The following is an 18,696-nucleotide window of genomic DNA, read 5'->3' on the forward strand; positions in this document are numbered from 1 at the left end:
AAAGGCCATGACCAGCATCCCGGATTTTTCGAGCGTTGCTTTTGCAGACGCTCCCCTGGCACCCTCCTCGCAGACAGCACCGGAGTCTTGGCTGACGCCGGAGGGCATTGCCGTCAAGGGATCCTACGGGCCTGAGGACCGCGCCGGCCTCGACTTCCTCGACACTTATCCGGGCATCGCGCCGTTCCTGCGCGGCCCCTACCCCACCATGTACGTGAACCAGCCCTGGACCGTGCGCCAGTACGCGGGCTTCTCCACGGCCGAGGATTCCAACGCCTTCTACAGACGCAACCTCGCGGCAGGCCAGAAGGGCCTCTCGGTCGCCTTCGATCTCGCCACCCATCGCGGCTACGATTCCGACCATCCCCGCGTTTCGGGCGATGTGGGCATGGCGGGCGTCGCCATCGACTCGATCTATGACATGCGCACCCTGTTCGCCGGCATCCCGCTCGACCGGATGAGCGTGTCGATGACCATGAACGGCGCGGTGCTGCCAGTTCTCGCGCTCTACATCGTAGCCGCGGAGGAACAGGGCGTGCCGCCGCAAAAGCTGTCGGGCACGATCCAGAACGACATCCTCAAGGAATTCATGGTGCGCAACACCTACATCTACCCACCCAAGGGGTCGATGCGCATCATCTCGGACATCTTCGCCTACACCTCGGCCAACATGCCGAAGTTCAACTCCATCTCGATCTCCGGCTACCACATGCAGGAGGCGGGAGCGACCCAGGATCTGGAGCTCGCCTACACGCTCGCCGATGGCGTCGAGTACATCCGCGCCGGCATCCAGGCGGGGCTCACCATCGACCAGTTCGCGCCGCGCCTCTCCTTCTTCTGGGCGGTGGGCATGAACTTCTTCATGGAGGTAGCCAAGATGCGGGCGGCCCGCCTCCTCTGGGCGAAGCTCGTGAAGGGCTTCAACCCGCAATCCGAAAAATCGCTCCCCTTGCGCACCCATAGCCAGACATCCGGCTGGTCGCTCACCGCGCAGGACGTGTTCAACAACGTCACACGCACCTGCATCGAGGCGATGGCGGCAACGCAAGGCCACACTCAGTCGCTGCACACCAATGCGCTGGACGAAGCGCTGGCCCTGCCCACCGACTTTTCCGCCCGCATCGCCCGCAACACGCAGCTGTTCCTGCAGCAGGAGAGCGGCACCACGCGCATCATCGATCCGTGGGGTGGCTCCTACTATGTCGAGCGCCTCACCTATGAGCTGGCGCAGAAGGCTTGGGCTCACATCCAGGAGGTGGAGAGCTTAGGGGGCATGGCCAAGGCCATCGAGGCGGGCATCCCGAAACTGAAGATCGAGGAGGCGGCCGCCCGCACCCAGGCGCGCATCGATTCCGGCCACCAGAAGATCATTGGGGTGAACTGCTTCAAGTCATCCGAGGAAGCCTCCATCGACATCCTGAAGGTAGACAACGCCGCCGTGCGCGCAAGCCAGATCGAGAAGCTCGGGCGCCTGAAAGCCGAGCGCAGCCAGGCCGATGTGGATGCGGCGCTGAACGCGCTCTCGCAGGTTGCTGCCTCTGGCGAAGGCAATCTTCTGGATCTGGCCGTCAAGGCCGCCCGCGCCAAGGCGACGGTGGGCGAGATCTCGGATGCGCTGGAAAAAGTCTGGGGCCGGCACCGGGCCGAGATCAAGTCGATCTCGGGCGTCTACAAGCGGGAGGTGGGCATGGCATCCCCAGCCGTGGAGCAGGTTCGCCAACTGGTGGAAGACTTCGAACATGACGACGGGCGCAGGCCGCGCATCCTGGTCGCCAAGATGGGTCAGGACGGGCACGACCGCGGCCAGAAGGTGATCGCCTCGGCCTTCGCCGATCTGGGTTTCGACGTGGATATCGGCCCGCTCTTCGCAACCCCAGCGGAAGCGGCCCGACAGGCCATCGAGAACGACGTGCACATCATCGGCGTGTCGTCGCTGGCCGCCGGCCACCTGACCCTGGTGCCGGAGCTGAGGAGCGAACTCGCCAAATACGGCCGCGAGGACATCATGATCGTGGTCGGCGGCGTGATCCCGCCGCAGGATTTCGACGCGCTCTATCAGGCAGGAGCCTCCGCGATCTTCCCGCCCGGCACCGTGATCGCCGATGCGGCCGTCAGCCTCCTCGGCGACCTCAACAAACGGCTCGGCTATGGGCCGAAGCAGGCGGCGGAGTAAGAGCCGTTCCGGGCAAATTGTCGCTATACCCATATGGCAACGGTTGATAGACCAATTCTGAATTACACCTCATTATGCCCAAGCTAACTGCAAGGAATCCTCGTCTTGCAGTTCCCTGAGGGTGTTGCACATAGTGGGGGGCTTCTATGTCTATCGATCTCGAAGGGTATTCGCTCAGCTTTTCCGACGAATTCACCGGCAGCTATCTCAATACATCCGTTTGGGGCACGAAATACTGGTGGGGCGGACGCACGCTCGCCAGCAACGGCGAATTGCAATACTTCGCCGACCGCTCCACCCAGGTCATTCAGCAAAATCCTGACGTGGATCCGTTCAGCATCTCATCCGATCCAAAACAGGCTGGCGACGGCATCCTGACCATCACGGCCAGCCCTTCCCCAGATACCCGCCTGACCGATGGCCTGCCTTACGTCTCGGGCCTCATCAACACTTACGGCACCTTCTCCCAGACCTACGGCTACTTCGAGATCTCGGCGCAGGTACCGTCGGGCCAGGGGCTGTGGCCCGCCTTCTGGCTGCTGCCGCAAAGCGGCAACTGGCCGCCGGAGATCGATGTGCTGGAACTGCTCGGTCATGCCCCGTCGACCTACTATGTCGGATCGCACTGGAAGGACGCAGCCGGCAAGCACACCTTCGACACGCAGGATGTCGCGACAGGGATCGATCTCTCGCAGGGCTTCCACAGCTACGGCACGCTTTGGACCGCGGACGCGATCACCTTCTATCTCGACGGCACCGAGGTCTACTCCATGCGGACGCCGCCTGGGATGAACGAGCCGATGTATCTGCTCGCCGGTCTTGCGGTCGGCGGCAACTGGCCGGGCGCTCCCGACGAGACAACCCAGTTTCCGGCAGAATTCCAGATCGACTACATCCGCGCTTATGCGCGCAGCATCAAGCCGACGATTTCGGGCAACGAGGATCCCAACTCGCTGGTCGGCGACAAGGTATCGACCGCCCTCAACGACATCATCTTCGCCTATGGCGGACGTGACACCCTCGAAGGACTGAAGGGCAACGACACCTTGTCCGGCGGCAAGGACGCGGACATCTTCGTCTATCAGGCGACCTCAACCGGGAACGACGTCATTCTCGACTTCGATGCCGCCGGCGGCGACGTGGTGCGCATCACGAAGGCCATCGCCGGCCAGAAGAACTTTTCCGGCCTTTACCGGATGATCAAGGACAATGCCGAGGGCGAGGCGGTTCTCAAGCTCGCCGATGGCGGCTCCATCACCTTCGATGGCGTCAGGAAGGCCCAGCTCAGTTTCGACGACTTCTTCATCGCGTGAGGATGAGCCCTCGGGCGGTCGCTCAGGACCGCTCGATCGCCCGCTTCACCACCTGCTGCACTTCCGGGTTCGACAGGAACAGGTCGTGATTGATGATGCCGCCGCCGAACTCGGAGGCGTCGGCCACCCGCACGCCCAAGGCCTCGAGCCGGTCGCGATCCGCCGCTCCCGCCCGCACGATGCCGCCGGCCAGACGGCTCGACACCGCGAGCGCCCGGTCGTTGGTGGAGCTGATCACGGTGATCTTCTTCGCATCCGGCCCCAGCTTCTCCAGCCCGCGGGCGAAAAGGTCGATGTCGATGTCGGGGGCTGCCATCACCACCGCGCCGATGCGCTCCATGGCGTTCTCGCCGCCCGAGGCCCGCAGCATGCGCAAGGTCTCGAGCGTCAGCAGCGTGCCCATGCTGTGCGCCACGATATGGATGCGCCCGCCGCTCGGGGTCTTGGCGATGGCGGCGAGAAGATCCTCCAGCGCATCGCGAGACCACATGGCGCTCTCGCGGTCGGCCACGTAGCTGAAGGTGGAAGCCGCCGACGGCCAGGTGAACAGGCCCGTGACGCCGGCGAACTTGATGCCCTCGGACAGATCGATGGTGGAGGTCGCGGCCGTCTCGAAGCTCTCCTTGTAGCCGTGGATATAGAGCAGGAGGTTGTGCCCGAAGGCGGCTTGGGCAAAAGCCTGCGCCGCATTGCTTTTGTCCACCGCATCGACCTTTGCGATGCTCCAGCTGCCGCGTCCCATGAGAGAACTCGACGGCGGGGTCAGGCGCGCTTCGGCGAAGATCAGGTCGGCGGAGCGCTCGCTGCTGAACCAGGGTTTGGCTGGCGGATCGCCCACCGGAAGCCGGGTGGTGGCCACCAGCAGCTTCGGATCCCGCGACAGGCCCGCCTGCGGCGACGTTGGGCTCGTGAGGACGGAGTCGTCCCCAAGGCATCCTGAAAGGGCAAGGCCTGCAAGGCAGGCGAGGGCAAGGCGGGGAATGGGAGAAGGCATGAGGCCGTGAGCTGCGAGGAAAGGATCGGGCAATGCTGTTTTGTCCTGGATCGTGGCATGCGCAAGGCAGAGGCCCGCCAAAGCCGCGCTCGTTGCGGAAATAGGGTAACCCAATGGTGAACGAGGACGGCTGCGCCTCACCTTGAAGCCGTCCGGCGGCGTACGTACCTTGCCAGGATGCTCCTTGTCCTCTCCCGCACTCTCCTTGTGATCGTTGGCCTTTTCCTTATCCCCCTGGGGGCTCATGCACTCTGGTGGGCCCTGCGCGAGGATGTCGCGCCGAGCTGGCGCGCCGCCGACTGGTCGAGCGCGAAGCTCCTGCCCGCCGCGTCGGAAGCCCCTCAGGCCATGGTGGCGGTCTATGCGGCACGCGTCGGCCGCTGGCGCGGGATCTTCGCCCATCACACCTGGGTGGTGGTGAAGGAAGCCGGGGGCCGCCAATACACCCGCTATGACAAGGTCGGCTGGGGGAGCCCGGTCCGTACCAACGGCTGGGTGCCGGACGGGCGCTGGTTCGGCAATGCGCCGCATCCTGTCGTGGTCATCGAAGGAGCGCAGGCCGAACGGCTGATCCCGCAGGTCCGACAGGCGGTGGCGAGCTACCCTTACTCCACCTTCGGCGCCTACAACGCCTGGCCGGGTCCCAACTCCAATACTTTCGTGGCCCATGTGATGCGCTCCGTGCCGGAACTCGGCGCGGCCCTTCCGCCGACGGCGCTCGGCAAGGATTGGCAGCCCTGGCGGGACATCGTCGGCCTGACCCCGAGCCGGACGGGGATCCAGCTCTCTCTGGGCGGTTATGCGGGCATCGCGCTGGGTTGGGTCGAAGGGCTCGAAATCGATTTCATGGGCCTCGTCGCGGGCATCGACGTGCGCCGCCCGGCCATCAAGATCCCTGCTTGGGGACGAATCGGCATGGACCCGATCACCTGGTGAAGGCGCCGCCCCGACACCCTCAGTGAGCGCATCGGGCTCTTGCGGGCGATTGTCCCTGCCGCGCACGAGACCTATGCTCGACCAACCGAGGCTCATGAGGCGCAGCCCCGGAGGGGAGCCGACATGCTCACAGGTCAGCTTGCACTGCTTGTCGCCGCCGTGTTCTCCGGCGCAGCCCTCTACATCAATGTTGCCGAGCAGCCTGCGCGCCTGGAGTTGGACGACCGATCCCTGCTGACCGAGTGGAAACCGGCCTACAAGCACGGCCTGGCCATGCAGGCCCCTCTGGCGATTGTGGGATTCCTGCTCGGCCTTGCGGCGTGGTGGCAGTCCGATCACGCGGGCTGGGTTCTCGGGGCATTGCTCATGGTCGCAAACTGGCCGGTGACCTTCTTCGCTATCATGCCCACGAACAACAGGCTCATGGCGATCGATCCTGCATCGGCAGGCCCCGAGAGCCGAGCCATGATCGAGCGGTGGGGCCTGCTTCACGCAGCTCGCACCGCGCTTGGCTTTGCGGCCTCTCTCGCATTCCTCTGGGCATCCCTGTCCTGAACAGACGCCCGAACGCCTTCAACCTGGTGACAGGGTCCAAAAACCGGGTCCACATTTTTGCACGATGCGATAAAGCTCTCTGATGACCGGAGGCCCGCAGAAAAAGATCGACATTTCGGCCGAAGCCGTCGCGCGGGGCGACCGCGCTGCGCTGGCGCGCGCCATCACCCTGATGGAATCGCGCCGTCCCGACCACCGGGAGGCGGCGCGGTCGCTGCTGCAGGAGCTGATGCCCCGCACCGGCCATGCCGTGCGCATCGGCATCACCGGCGTTCCGGGGGTGGGCAAGTCCACCGCCATCGACACGCTGGGCTCCCTTCTGACGGAGAAGGGCCACAGGGTGGCGGTGCTCGCGGTCGACCCCAGCTCTACCCGCACCGGCGGCGCGATCCTGGGCGACAAGACCCGCATGGCGAAGCTGGCGGCGGACCAGAACGCCTTTATCCGCCCCTCTCCCTCCTCGGGCACGCTGGGCGGAGTTGCGGCCAAGACGCGGGAAACCATGCTGCTCTGCGAGGCCGCAGGCTTCGACGTGATCCTGGTGGAGACGGTCGGCGTCGGCCAATCGGAGACGGCGGTGGCGGACCTCACCGACTTCTTTCTCGTCCTGATGCTGCCGGGCGCAGGCGACGAGTTGCAGGGGATCAAGAAGGGCATCCTGGAACTTGCCGATATGATCGCCGTGAACAAGGCGGACGATGCGGGATCAAAGGCGAAGGCCGCGGCTGCCGAGTACAAGGCGGCCCTTCATATCCTGACCCCGGCTTCCGCTACCTGGACTCCGCCTGTGGTGACGATCTCAGGTTTGACCGGCCAAGGGCTCGACGAGCTGTGGGGCAAGGTCCTGGACCACCGCAAGCGCCTGGAAGCCACCGGCGAACTGGCCATGAAGCGGCGGGCGCAGGACTCCAAATGGATGTGGGCTTTGGTTCACGAGCGCCTGCATGAGCGGCTCCACCACGATCCCGCCCTGCGCCAGCGCATCCCTGCCATCGAGAGGGCCATCGCGGACGGCACCCTGTCGCCCAATGCGGGAGCAAGCGAGATCGTGCGGCTGCTCGGGATCTAGGCGCCTCTTACGTGGCCGCATGCGTCGGCTTGAAGCTTACGCCTGCAGCTCAGGGCTGACCCGGATCTGCCCCAACTCGATCCCATTCCAGTTCTTGAGAACGGGCTGCGCCAGCGCCCCGACGGTTTTGCGCTCGTCTTCGCTCAAGGTGAGGAAGCGCAGGGCAAGCGCCGCCATCATGGCCTCGGCTGCGCGCGCATTGCCGTCCTCGGCCTTCAGGGCGATGCCGTAGCCGAGTTCCGGGAAAGCCCCGCAATAAACGCCCTCGGCTCCCACCTTCACGAAGGCGCGCTCCCCAAGGCATTCCATGAGCTTCGTGTCGAACCGGCCCGTGCCGGCAACCATGAAGGGATGGCGCGCAACGGCCTTGCGGATCCGCGCGGCGGCGGCCCTGCCCTCACCCGGCAGGCCAATGCCGGTGCCGAAGCGGGCGAAGCCGAAGGCGAGGGAGGGGAGCGGGATCGCATAGGTTGGGATCGAGCAGCCGTCGATGCCGCTCTTCTCCACCGTGTGACAGGCGCCCGTGATATCCTCCAGGGCTTCGCGCACGCTTCTCTGGACAGGATGATCCGCCGACACGTAGCCCTTCGGGCTCTCGTTCAGCCCGCAGGCCAAGCAGATGAAACCTGCATGCTTGCCCGAGCAGTTGTTGTGCAAGGCGGTGGGACTGCCGCCCTTGGCCGCCAGGGCCCGGTTGGCGGCCTCGCCCATGGGCCAGTGCACCCCGCATTCGAGGCAGCCGGCGTCCTGCCCGGCCTTGACGAGCATGGATTGCGCAGCAGCCACATGCTCCGGCTCTCCCGAGTGCGACGCGCAGGCCAGGGCGATCTCCTCGTCGGAGAGGCCGTACTTGTCGGCAATCCCGCTCTCGACCAGGGGCATGGCCTGGAGCGCCTTGACGGCCGAGCGCGGAAAAACGCGCCGGTCCACATCCCCGATCGACAGGACCGTGGCGCCCTCGGCGTCCACCACCGAGACGCTGCCCCGATGGCGCGACTCGACCAGGTTTCCGCGTGTGACTTCGACAAGAAATGGATTGTCCATCAATGCCCCGTTAGAAAAGCGGCGGTGTTGTGGAGGCACTGGCCCAAGAAGTCAAAGGGGACGTTGTTGCAAAACGGCCAAAACGTAACCCTTATATCCCTCTAAGCCGGGTTGCAGTGGGGCCGCAGGCACCCTAAACCCAAGGTTCGAACAAACAGGGAGCTCCTGATGCGTGTCGCGATGATCGGAGCGGGCTATGTGGGCCTGGTCTCCGGCGCCTGCTTTGCCGATTTCGGCCACGACGTCTGCTGCGTCGACAAGGATCCGGCCAAGATCGAAGCTCTCAACCGAGGGGAAATCCCGATCTTCGAGCCCGGCCTGGCCGAACTCGTTGCAAAGAACGTGCGCGAGGGCCGCCTGACCTTCACCACCCACCTGCCGGAAGCGGTCAAGAGCGCCGAGGCGGTGTTCATCGCGGTGGGCACCCCATCCCGGCGCGGCGACGGGCATGCGGACCTGTCCTATGTCTATCAGGCCGCCCGCGACATTGCCGCCGCCATGGACGGCTACACGGTGGTCGTCACCAAATCGACGGTGCCGGTGGGCACCGGCGACGAGGTGGAGCGGATCATCCGCGAGACCCGCCCCGATGCGGATTTCGCCGTGGTGTCGAACCCCGAATTCCTGCGCGAGGGCGCCGCCATCGCCGACTTCAAGCGCCCGGACCGGATCGTGATCGGCACCGAGGATCAGCGCGGCCTGAGCGTCATGAACGACCTCTACCGCCCGCTCTATCTCAACCAGTCGCCGCTGCTGGCCATGTCCCGGCGCACGGCGGAGCTGACCAAGTATGCGGCGAACGCCTTTCTCGCCACCAAGATCACCTTCATCAACGAGATCGCCGACCTGTGCGAGCAGGTGGGCGCCAACGTGCAGGACGTGGCTCGCGGCATCGGGCTCGACAACCGCATCGGCTCGAAGTTCCTGCATGCGGGCCCCGGCTATGGCGGCTCGTGCTTTCCCAAGGATACGCTGGCGCTGATCAAGACCGCCCAGGATTACGAGGCGCCGATCCGCATCGTGGAAACGGTGGCGGCAGTGAACAGCCAGCGCAAGCGCGCCATGGGCCGCAAGGTGATCGCAGCCTGCGGCGGCTCCGTGCGCGGCAAGACCATCGCGGTGCTCGGCCTGACCTTCAAGCCCAACACCGACGACATGCGCGATGCGCCGTCCATCGACGTGATCACCGCCCTGCAGGACGCCGGCGCCCGGGTGAGGGCCTACGATCCGGAGGGCATGGACGCCGCCATGGCCATCATCACGGATGTCCATTATGCCAGGGACGCCTATGACTGCGCCCGCGATGCGGACGCCCTGGTGCTGGTCACCGAATGGGATACGTTCCGCGCCCTCGACCTCGTGCGCCTGAAGGCCGCCATGGCCTCGCCGGTGGTAGTGGACCTGCGCAACGTCTACCGGCCCGACGAGATGCGCCGCCATGGCTACACCTATGTGAGCGTCGGTCGCACCTGAACCTCCCGAGGGAGATCAGGGATTAGGCCGATCTCCCTCGGCACTTTGAAACGGCTTACTGGAGTGCCCCATGCAGACCTTCTTCGTCGAGATCAAATGCAAGCTCGGCAAGACCTATGCGGTCGCAAACGCCCTCGCCGACCGGGAGATCGCGTCCGAGATCTACTCGACGGCGGGCAACTACGACATCCTGGCCAAGTTCCATGTGGATGACGGGGTCGATATCGGCCACTTCATCGCCGAAAACGTGCAGATCATCCCCGAGATCGCCGATACGCACACGATCATCACGTTCAAGGCGTTCTAGAGCATCGTACGGAACAGTGGACCCGGTTTTCCGCGCCTAACGATGCTCTTATCTTTGGAAGAAGCATCGGCCTGCCCATGTGATGCAGATCACATCGCGCTGGATCTGGCAGAGATAATCTCGAAGCTCCTTGGAAGGAGGAGCCGATGTCATCTCACATGGATTGGCAGCGAATCTACGACTTTTGGTTTCCTGTGGATCTCTCGGATGCCGATATCGGCGACCATTGGCGGATGCTGACCTGGTGGATGCGCGGTGGGGCCAATGCGGAACTGCTCAAGTTCGAACCCGTAGTCCGGGCGGCCAAGGCAGGGCGTCTCGACAGCTGGTTAGCGACGCCACGCGGGCGGCTCTCTCTGATCATCGTTCTGGACCAGTTTCCACGGGGCCTGTTTGCAGGAACCCCCGAGGCCTATTCCGCCGATCCACAGGCCTTGAGGATCGTCGAGGACGGCTTCGGGAACGGGCATTTCGAGGCCCTGACAGATCCCTATGAGAGGTTCTTCTATTTCCTCCCCTACGCTCATGCGGAGGGTCCAGACCATTTGCAACGCACGAGGCGCATCGTGGCCATCTCGGAGCAAGCTGTGGATGAAGCTCCCGAGCATCTCAAGCCCGTCTGGCAGTTCTCTCTCAGCCAGGCTCGGGCGAACTTCGAGGTGATCTCCCGCTTCGGCAGGTTCCCGCACCGGAACCCGGTCCTTGGACGGACCTCCTCACCGGAGGAATTGGTCTATCTGGCGAAGGGTGACTTCGTCCACCTGCGCTCGCCGCTTGTTGCATCGTCGTCGGCGATCAGCGCGATCGGGTGAGGCTCCAAGCCCGTCTGCTTGTTGTTGAGCAGGGCGGGAAAACGTCATGCGGCCACAGAGCATGCGGCGCGAACAAAAAAGCAGCCGGCTCCTTGCGCCGGCGGCTTTCGATTGGGGTCGGAAAGTTTTATCGAACGACCGGGCCTGCTTCAGCCGTGCGCTCGATCGGGCGCGTGATCTCGGCGAGATAGGGGCCGATGCCCTCGTAGCGGTCGAGGCGGCGAACGATCTTCGAATCGATCTTGTTGTAGAGCTCGGCGACGCTGACCGGGCGGCGCTTGCGGCCTTTGCCCTCCATGAACAGGCCCGTGTTGGCCCTGGCCGCCTTCGGGAAAAGCTTGGAGGCCTTCATGTTCGGGTCCTGGTCCAGGACTTCGAGGAAGCGGACGGCGCTGGAGGCACCGAGGAAATGGGCGAGGTAGAGCTCGGCCTCGGCCAGTTCCCGCTCCCCTTTCGCCTGCAGGGCGCGCTCCACGTCCTTGATCAGCTCGCCTGCCATCAGGGCCGAGAAGTAGGGATCCGTGCGCAGGCTCATGATCCATTCGCGGTCCTTGCCGCTGACCACCAGTTCGCCATCGACGGATCGAATGGCTTCCGCCGCTGCGGCGAAGCCGTAGTCGGCGGCATGCACGCGGACAGTTTCCAGCCAGGTGCTGTCGATGAACTGAAACAACCCTTGCGCGGAAGAGGTCCGCGCCTTCGCCTCGGGCGAGAGGCTGGATTCCACGTCGGCCAAGGTCATCATGTAGACCGGATCGACGCCGGTCGCGTGCGCGGCCTTCAGGATAGAGTGAACCAGCCAGCGCGGAATGTTGCGCCCGTTGAACGGAATCAGCTCGTCCGGATCTCCGGTCACGTCCTCCGCCGTCTGCGGGGCTGGCTTGGCAGGCCTCGATTTGCCCAGGGAGAATGCGCCGTCCAGGATGGCCTTGAACAGGCCCGGATCCTTGGTGAGCTTCGGCGTGAAGGCCACGGAGGCGGTGACAACCGGCTGCTCCGGCAGGGCTGAGCGCTTCTCCAGAAGAGCGCTCGGCAGGGTGGCGACGGCGGCAGGGCCGGCCGTTACGGCCTGAACACCCATCATGCAACCGAAGGCAAAGGCAAGGCGAAGTGAACGGCGGCTCCGGCCAGGCTTGCGCAGATCCGCAACAGGTTGCGGCACCGCGCATAGCAGCGTTCTCGCGTTACTCATCATCACTTGTTCCCGCTTGGCCCGACCGGACGATCGAGCCTTCCCTTGTTTCATTGTGGGACAAGGGTTGACCGGTAGATGTGACGAGAATCGGTCAGCTTGACCGTAAGAGTCAGATTTTGTTTACCCAAAACGAGGTTTTTCCCCAGGAAGGGGAATAATTTTCTGGATATTTAGGAGGATGATTGTGCGACAAGTTGTGCATTCGTCCGCTCGAGGCGCTTCGCCAGCTCGCGCATGATCGCCAGCGACATCTGCGGAAATTGGGCCAAAAGCTCCAGAAACACCCGCTTGTCGATTCGCAGGGCCGTCGTGGGTTCCGATGCCATGATCGTCGCCGAACGGGGCGTATCGGACAGAATGCCCATCTCGCCGACGAGGGCGTTGCTCCCCAGCTCCGCCACCTGAATGTCGCCCCCCGGGGTGTTGAGAAGCACGCTCGCCCTCCCGTCGAGGATCACATAGGCCGCGTCCGAAGGATCTCCCTGCGAGAAGAACCGCTGACCGTCGGAGAACTGCACCCGCTCGCTCGTGAAGGCGAGAAGCTTCAGGCGGGCGGGGTCCACGTCGCGGAACATCGGCACCTGCCGCAAGGACTGAACCTCCGTTTCAAGGGTCATGCCACCTCTCCTGCTATTCTCTGGGCGGCCTCCGGCTCGGGGCTGGATGCCCGGGGAGCCGGCTCGGCCGTCTTTTGTGTGATGATTTGTCCATCGCGGAAGCGCATCTGAACATCGAAATCGTTTGCCTGTCGATCATTGGGCAGCACCATGAACAGGCTTTGTTGCTCGAAGAGCCCGAGGAGCAGCTGGAGCATCTGCTGGCTCCGCGCCTCGTCGAAGGGCGCCAGCGCGCCGTCGATGACGAGGATGTCCGGACGCTTCACGAGGCAGCGCACGAGATTGACGCTCGCCCGCTCCTGCGCCGACAGCAGCCTGCCCGCCGTGCCGACCTGGTGATCGAGGCCGATGCGCTCCACGTCCTCCAGGAGGTCGAACTCGCGGACGATGGTGGCGATGGCCTCCGCAACCCGCACCCGGGAGTTGGCGACCTGATAGCTGATGCGCCCGAACAGGAGGTTATCCCTCAGCGGGGCAGCCGCGCAAACCCTGTCGGGATCGTAGAACTCCACCCCCGCCGCATCTGTCTTCTCCAGGATCTCCCGCACGAGCCCTCGCGCCTCCACGATCCGGCTCATCATCCTATCGTCGAGCAGGCCGAGGCGGTGCCGGGCCTCGATATAGGCCAGCGGCAGGGAGAGAAGACGCGTCCGGTCCTCCCGCTTCAGATTGGTGTCACCCCTCGCCTGCCGGCGCAGCATGGCCCCGAATTCCGTGAGCTCGTCCGCCCCGATGAAGGAAAACTGTTCGAAAAGGGAATGCCCCGGAGGCAGCCCCTCGAAGATCTCCGCCATGGTCTCCGCGATCTGCAGGCCCATGCGCACGAGGTCGTCGGTCAGCCCCGCTCTGTCCATGGCGCTGCGGAATTGCGCGTTCTCCGCCAGGTTGCGTCCCCTGAACTCATCCGAGACGGGCACCCCGAATAGCAGGTTCTCGGCGATGGTGGCCTGGGTATTGTAGCGGCCCGGATCGAAAGGCTCGACCAGATCGGACATGCCGTTGGACTGGAAGGTCTCCCGCAGGCGCTGTCGGGCCTCGACGAGGCGCTCGGCGAGTGCGGGGTGGCGCTCGGGATCGATCCGGCCCGCCAGCCCGAACAGGTAGATCGTGTCCCCCATGCCGACGCGGTTGAGCAGATCGAGGAGAATCCTGTCGAGTTCGCCTTCGTTTTCTGCACCGACCCGCTCGTAGTCGATCCACTGGTCGGCGATGCTCTCGATCGGATTGCCGGTCCGTATCGCTTCGGCGATCCGGCGATCCATCTCCCGCTTATCCTCCGCCGACCGGCTGATCGGCTTGGACCGGAGACCGTAGATCAGGTTCTCCCGAATGCTGCCGGGAAACAGGATCGGGTCCACGCCCGCATAGGCGATCCGGCGCCCGACCACCGACGCGGGCAGCTGAATCAGGTCGCGCTCGTTGATGCGTACCTGGCCGCTGAACTCCTGCATGCGCCGAGCCAGGATGCGGGCCATGATGCTCGCTGCCGCGCCGCCGTTGGAAATCAGCGCCACGCTGGCGGGCAGCTCGAACTGGAACCCTCCCCCCTCGATGATCATGTCGCCGTGGGGACCTGCGACGCGAATGTCCTCGCCCACAAGGGATCCGGTGAGAGGCTGGTCCTCCTCCGCGTCGCGAGCTTCGAGCAGCGGCCCCAGGCGCTCCTCGGCGAAATGCTGGGTGACCTGATCGTATTTCACCTGCACGTCGAGCCGCTGCTGATCCCAGTCGATCAGTTCCTTCAAAGGCGGCGGCAGCTCGCGATAGGCGCCGATGACGGCCACCAGCTGACCGATGTCGAGGGTGCCGCGCAGGGCGAAATAGCCGCCGATGGCGTAGAAGAAGAACGGGGTCAGCTGCGCCAGGAAGTTATTGAGGGATTTGACGAAGAATTTCCGGTTGTAGATCTTCAGCCGGATGGTGAAGAGCGTGAAGAGGCGCTGGCCGATCTCCGCCCGCTCCCAGCTATGGGCATTGTGGACGTGAACGACCTCGATCCCGTCAAGGACCTCGGCGATGCGGCCGGCGAGCTGGCGGGAGGCGAGCTGGCGCTGCTTGCCCAAACGAAGCAGCTCGCGCCGCAGGCGCGGAATGATGGTGAACTGCACCGCGATCACCGCAAGGGCGATCATGCCGAGCCAGATATTCTGCAGCATGATGAAGGCAAGCGCCGTGATGGCCTGCATTCCAAGGAAAATAGGCGTGATGAAGGCGTCCCCGATGAAGCCGCCGATGGGTTCGACCTCATCCTTGATGATCGTGGCCGTCTCAGAAGATTTGACGGTGCGCAGGGCCTCCGGCGTGAAACGCAGCACCATGGAAAACAGGTCGAAGCGCATGCGCCTCAGCATCCGCTCGCCCAGAATGCCTTTGGAGACGTTGATCCAGTATTTGAACCCGCCGTTGATCACGACGAAGAGCAGGAACACGGACGACAGGCCGAAGAGCAGGCCGACGCGCCCGACCTGAAAGCCCTCGAAGATCTCGAAGGAGCCGCCGCCCAGCCAGTCCGGCCACGCGAAATCAAGGTTGAGGAAGGGAGCGGTGGCATTGCCGTCGCGGAAGGCCTCGCCCTGGATGGCCTGGTTCACGATCTGGCGAGGCAGATCCAGGGACATGAAATAGAACGGCAGAGAAGCCAGGACGACAGCGCAGACGATCAGCTGGTCGCGCTTCGAGTGTGTCCAAATATACCGGAAGAGGCTCTTTTCCATTGCCCAACGGTTACCACTTCTATACCCCTGGATGAACTTCTTTCCGATCTTGGGCACTGCCTTTTTGACCGGTGGGGACCATAGAAGGTAGAGAAGGGCGATGCGTCGTCAATCGATGCGCCCGCCCGACCCTAAGAGGCAGCCGCATGGCAGACCTGGTGATGGACTTGAGTCAGGACGCAGGTCCTCTCCCGGCGAAGCCTGAGCGCTCCGGCGGAACAAGGGTTCTGATCTACAGCCATGACACCTTCGGCCTCGGGCACCTGCGCCGCTCCCGGGCGCTTGCGAACGCTATCGTCGAAGACCGGCCGGACACCTCGGTGGTCATCATCTCCGGCTCTCCGATCATCGGCAATTTCGAGTTCGGCAGCGGCGTCGACTATATCCGCATCCCGGGCGTCACGAAGCTGCCGGATGGGGACTACCGCAGCCTCAACCTCAATGTGAACCTGGACGAGGCGGTGGGCCTGCGGCAGGCGCTCATCCTCCAGGCAGCCAAGGCGTTCAAGCCGGACGTGTTCATCGTCGACAAGGAGCCGACCGGCTTTCGCGGCGAGGTCGTGCCCGCCCTCGAATACCTGAAGGCGGCAGGCTGCCGTCTTGTGCTGGGCATCCGCGACGTGATGGACGAACCGGCGCTCCTGGTGCCCGAATGGGAGCGCAAAGGCGCGAAGGAAGCGCTGATTCGCTATTACGACGAGATCTGGGTCTATGGCCTGAAAGACGTCTATCAGCCGCTCAAGGCCCTGAACCTGCCGGCCGATGTGGATAAGCGCATCACCTATACGGGCTATCTGCGCCGGGATGTGCCGCCGACGCCCTCCCTGACCAGATACCCCAAGATCACCAAGCAGCCGTTCATCCTCGTGACCACCGGCGGCGGCGGCGACGGCGACCACCTGATCGATTGGGTGATCTCGGCCTACGAGGCCGATGCGGGGCTGGAACAGCCGGCCCTGATCCTGTTCGGCCCGTTCATCGACCGGGACAAGCGCGGCTCCTTCGTGGAGCGCATCGCCAAGCAGCCGAAGCTCGACGTGATGTCCTTCGACAACAAGATCGAATGGTTGATGAAGAAGGCGGACGCCATTGTCGCCATGGGAGGCTACAACACCTTCTGCGAGGCCCTGTCCTTCGACAAGCGCACCCTCATCGTTCCGCGCACCAAGCCGCGCCTCGAGCAGTATATCCGCGCCGTGGAGGCGGAGCGGCTCGGTCTCGTGCGCATGCTCAGCGACTACGAGGAGCCGCCGACCCCAGAGCGCATGGCCGACGCCCTGCGCAGCCTGTCGGCGCAGCCGCGCCCGTCGGAAGTGACCATCCCGGGCCTGCTCGACCGGGTCAAGGAGCGGCTCAAGGCCCTCACGGACCCTGAAGCCTCGTCCGCCCCTGCCTATCGTCAGGCGGCCGAGTAAGACTTCAGATGCTCCCCTCGACATCAGCCCGGCGGATCGCCGTTGTCGTCAAAGGCTATCCACGCCTTTCCGAAACGTTCATCGCCCAAGAGATCCTCGCTCTCGAAGAACGTGGCCTGCCGCTCGAGATCTGGTCCCTGCGCCACCCGACGGAGCGGGCCGTCCACCCCATGCACAAGAAGATCAAGGCGCGGGTGAGCTACCTGCCGGAATATCTCTATGAGGAGCCCCTGCGCGTTCTGCGCGGCGCCCTCTGGAGCCTGGGGCAGACAGGGTTCTGGCCGACGATCCGGGCCTTCCGGCGCGACTTGAAGCGCGACTTCACGGCCAACCGGGTGCGACGCCTGGGCCAAGCCTTCGCCATGGCGCGGGAACTGCCCACCGACGTTCGGCACCTGCACGTGCACTATCTCCACACGCCTGCTTCCGTGGTTCGCTACGCGGCCCTTCTGACCGGCCGCACCTGGACCTTCTCGGCCCATGCCAAGGACATCTGGACCACGCCCGATTGGGAGAAGCGCGAGAAGATGCAGGAAGCCCTCTGGGGCGTGACCTGCACGGCCCAAGGCGCCGCGCATCTGCAATCCCTGTCCTCGCCCGAGCAGGTTGCCCTGGTCTATCACGGCCTCGACCTCTCCCGCTTTCCAACGCCGCCCAGCCACCGCCCGGCACGGGACGGCACCGATCCGCAGGACCCGGTGCGCATCGTGTCCGTGGGCAGGGCTGTGGCGAAGAAGGGGTTGGGGGACCTCATCAAGGCACTGGCGGCCCTGCCGGGGGATCTCCATTGGCGCTTTGCCCATGTGGGCGGTGGGGAATTGCTGAACAGCCTCAAGAAGCAGGCCCAGGAGGCAGGCATCGCCGACAAGGTGGCCTTCCTGGGCTCCAAGGCCCAGCCCGAAATCATCAGCCTCCTGCGGGAGGCCGATCTCTTCGTCCTGCCATCCAAGGAGGCGGCCTCCGGTGACCGGGACGGGCTGCCGAACGTGATCATGGAAGCGGCAAGCCAGAGCCTTGCGATCGTGGCGACGGATTTTGCCGGGATCCCTGAATTCATCCAGAGCGGCGCGGAAGGGGAGCTCGTGCCGCCGGGCGACTGGGAGGCTCTGTCTAACGCCCTCAACCTTCTCGCCCGTGATCCGCAGCGACGCGACGCCTTGGGCAAGGCTGCCTTCGAGCGGCTGCGGCGGGACTTCTCCATGGAAGGCGGGATCGACATGCTGGAGGCACGTCTCCTGACCGCGACCGGCAATCGAGAGAACCAACCGGAACGGGTGTGACCGTCGTGAGGCCCGTTGCGTTCTATGCCCCGCTGAAGAGCCCGAACCATCCCCTCCCCTCGGGCGACCGGACCATGGCGCGCCTCTTGATGAAGGCCTTTGGGCGGGCAGGTTTCGCGCCACAGCTGGCAAGCGAGTTGCGCACCCTGGACAAGACGGGGGACCGACAACGCCAGGAAGGCCTTCGGCAAGAATCGACGGAGGAAGCCTCTCGGCTCATTGCCCATTACGAGGGTTTGCCGGATGAGCAGCGCCCCTGCCTGTGGTTTACCTATCACGTCTACTACAAGGCGCCGGACTGGATCGGCCCTCAGGTGGCTGACGCTCTTGGCATTCCCTATGTGGTTGCGGAAGGCTCACGAGCCGCCAAGCGTGCTGGAGGGCCGTGGGCGCTTGGCCACGAAGGGGCCGAGGCGGCCCTCGATCGGGCCGGTGCGATCCTCGTCATGACGGCCCATGACCGGGAAGCGCTCGAGGCCGGCAGGCCGCAACATCAGGCCTTGATCGACTTTCCGCCCTTTATCGACGTGCAGGATTGGCCCGGATCAAGCGCCCGTTCAGACGATGAGGCGGATCCCTGCCTCCTCACGGTGGCCATGATGCGGGAGGGTGACAAGCTCGCCTCCTACCGCATCCTCGCCGCTGCTCTCCACAACCTTCGGCACCTCCCCTGGACCCTCGACGTCGTGGGCGACGGCGAAGCGCGACACAAGGTGGAGCGCCTGTTTGCTCCCCTCGCGCCACGGGTGCGCCTGCATGGAAGGATCGACAGCAAGGCGGACCTCAAGGCGCTCTATGA

Annotated in this window: 16 protein-coding genes; 11 read left to right on the forward strand and 5 right to left on the reverse strand. The window is 64.5% G+C overall.

Translation table 11 applies throughout. The features are described from left to right. Nucleotides 1-7 precede the first annotated feature (7 nt). Together scpA and JKG68_RS19415 are read left to right on the forward strand one after the other, a co-directional pair. The gene (scpA, locus tag JKG68_RS19410; protein WP_202062849.1) at nucleotides 8-2,173 is read left to right on the forward strand and encodes a methylmalonyl-CoA mutase; all 2,166 of its coding nucleotides are present in this window, start codon (nucleotides 8-10) and stop codon (nucleotides 2,171-2,173) included. A gap of 146 nt (nucleotides 2,174-2,319) precedes the next feature. Beyond that, nucleotides 2,320-3,486: a family 16 glycosylhydrolase gene (locus tag JKG68_RS19415; protein ID WP_202062851.1), complete on the forward strand. Its 1,167-nt coding sequence runs from the start codon at nucleotides 2,320-2,322 to the stop codon at nucleotides 3,484-3,486. Between the two features lie 22 nt (nucleotides 3,487-3,508). On the opposite strand, the gene JKG68_RS19420 is transcribed toward JKG68_RS19415, so the two are convergent. Next, nucleotides 3,509-4,480, reverse strand: a complete 972-nt coding sequence (locus JKG68_RS19420; protein ID WP_202062877.1) for an alpha/beta hydrolase — start codon at nucleotides 4,478-4,480, stop codon at nucleotides 3,509-3,511. 207 nt (nucleotides 4,481-4,687) lie between these two features. Here JKG68_RS19420 and JKG68_RS19425 point away from each other — a divergent pair, with 207 nt between their 5' ends. The 3 genes from JKG68_RS19425 (at nucleotide 4,688) to meaB (ending at nucleotide 7,040) form a co-directional block, all read left to right on the forward strand. Further along, the gene (locus tag JKG68_RS19425; RefSeq protein WP_312890877.1) at nucleotides 4,688-5,416 is read left to right on the forward strand and encodes a DUF3750 domain-containing protein; all 729 of its coding nucleotides are present in this window, start codon (nucleotides 4,688-4,690) and stop codon (nucleotides 5,414-5,416) included. A 123-nt stretch (nucleotides 5,417-5,539) separates the two neighbouring features. Continuing rightward, complete coding sequence (locus tag JKG68_RS19430; RefSeq protein ID WP_202062854.1) at nucleotides 5,540-5,971, forward strand: anthrone oxygenase family protein; 432 nt, start codon at nucleotides 5,540-5,542, stop codon at nucleotides 5,969-5,971. 82 nt (nucleotides 5,972-6,053) lie between these two features. Next, nucleotides 6,054-7,040 (forward strand): methylmalonyl Co-A mutase-associated GTPase MeaB, encoded by a 987-nt coding sequence (gene meaB / locus JKG68_RS19435; protein WP_202062856.1) that lies wholly within the window; start codon nucleotides 6,054-6,056, stop codon nucleotides 7,038-7,040. A 36-nt stretch (nucleotides 7,041-7,076) separates the two neighbouring features. Here the strand turns inward: meaB and JKG68_RS19440 are convergent, their stop codons facing one another. Further along, a complete protein-coding gene (locus JKG68_RS19440) occupies nucleotides 7,077-8,084 on the reverse strand; it encodes an asparaginase (protein ID WP_202062858.1) in 1,008 nt (335 codons plus the stop codon). A gap of 168 nt (nucleotides 8,085-8,252) precedes the next feature. Here JKG68_RS19440 and JKG68_RS19445 point away from each other — a divergent pair, with 168 nt between their 5' ends. The 3 genes from JKG68_RS19445 to JKG68_RS19455 all read left to right on the forward strand — a co-directional run bounded on the left by JKG68_RS19445 (nucleotide 8,253) and on the right by JKG68_RS19455 (nucleotide 10,676). Next, a complete protein-coding gene (locus tag JKG68_RS19445; RefSeq protein ID WP_202062860.1) occupies nucleotides 8,253-9,557 on the forward strand; it encodes a UDP-glucose dehydrogenase family protein in 1,305 nt (434 codons plus the stop codon). A gap of 70 nt (nucleotides 9,558-9,627) precedes the next feature. Next, entirely contained in the window at nucleotides 9,628-9,864 is a 237-nt protein-coding gene (locus tag JKG68_RS19450) for an Lrp/AsnC ligand binding domain-containing protein (RefSeq protein WP_114947155.1), read from the forward strand. 146 nt (nucleotides 9,865-10,010) lie between these two features. Beyond that, nucleotides 10,011-10,676 (forward strand): DUF924 family protein, encoded by a 666-nt coding sequence (locus JKG68_RS19455; RefSeq protein ID WP_202062861.1) that lies wholly within the window; start codon nucleotides 10,011-10,013, stop codon nucleotides 10,674-10,676. 127 nt (nucleotides 10,677-10,803) lie between these two features. On the opposite strand, the gene JKG68_RS19460 is transcribed toward JKG68_RS19455, so the two are convergent. The 3 genes from JKG68_RS19460 to JKG68_RS19470 all read right to left on the reverse strand — a co-directional run bounded on the left by JKG68_RS19460 (nucleotide 10,804) and on the right by JKG68_RS19470 (nucleotide 15,202). After that, entirely contained in the window at nucleotides 10,804-11,871 is a 1,068-nt protein-coding gene (locus tag JKG68_RS19460; protein ID WP_202062863.1) for a transglycosylase SLT domain-containing protein, read from the reverse strand. Nucleotides 11,872-12,041: 170 nt separating this feature from the next. Further along, a complete protein-coding gene (locus JKG68_RS19465; RefSeq protein WP_202062865.1) occupies nucleotides 12,042-12,488 on the reverse strand; it encodes a Crp/Fnr family transcriptional regulator in 447 nt (148 codons plus the stop codon). Next, nucleotides 12,485-15,202 (reverse strand): ABC transporter ATP-binding protein/permease, encoded by a 2,718-nt coding sequence (locus JKG68_RS19470; protein ID WP_202062867.1) that lies wholly within the window; start codon nucleotides 15,200-15,202, stop codon nucleotides 12,485-12,487. Before JKG68_RS19470 ends, JKG68_RS19465 begins: the two co-directional genes overlap by 4 nt. A 146-nt stretch (nucleotides 15,203-15,348) precedes the next feature. On the opposite strand from JKG68_RS19470, the gene JKG68_RS19475 reads away from it, so the two are divergent. The 3 genes from JKG68_RS19475 to JKG68_RS19485 all read left to right on the forward strand — a co-directional run. Beyond that, nucleotides 15,349-16,617: a glycosyltransferase family protein gene (locus tag JKG68_RS19475; protein WP_202062869.1), complete on the forward strand. Its 1,269-nt coding sequence runs from the start codon at nucleotides 15,349-15,351 to the stop codon at nucleotides 16,615-16,617. Nucleotides 16,618-16,625: 8 nt separating this feature from the next. Continuing rightward, nucleotides 16,626-17,897: a glycosyltransferase gene (locus tag JKG68_RS19480; RefSeq protein ID WP_202062871.1), complete on the forward strand. Its 1,272-nt coding sequence runs from the start codon at nucleotides 16,626-16,628 to the stop codon at nucleotides 17,895-17,897. After that, nucleotides 17,894-18,696, forward strand: an 803-nt coding sequence (locus JKG68_RS19485) for a glycosyltransferase family protein (RefSeq protein ID WP_202062873.1), incomplete at its 3' end; no start/stop codon positions are given. The genes JKG68_RS19480 and JKG68_RS19485, both read left to right, overlap by 4 nt.

The organism is Microvirga aerilata (assembly GCF_016743775.1).
In the GTDB taxonomy this organism is placed as follows: Bacteria; Pseudomonadota; Alphaproteobacteria; order Rhizobiales; family Beijerinckiaceae; genus Microvirga; species Microvirga aerilata.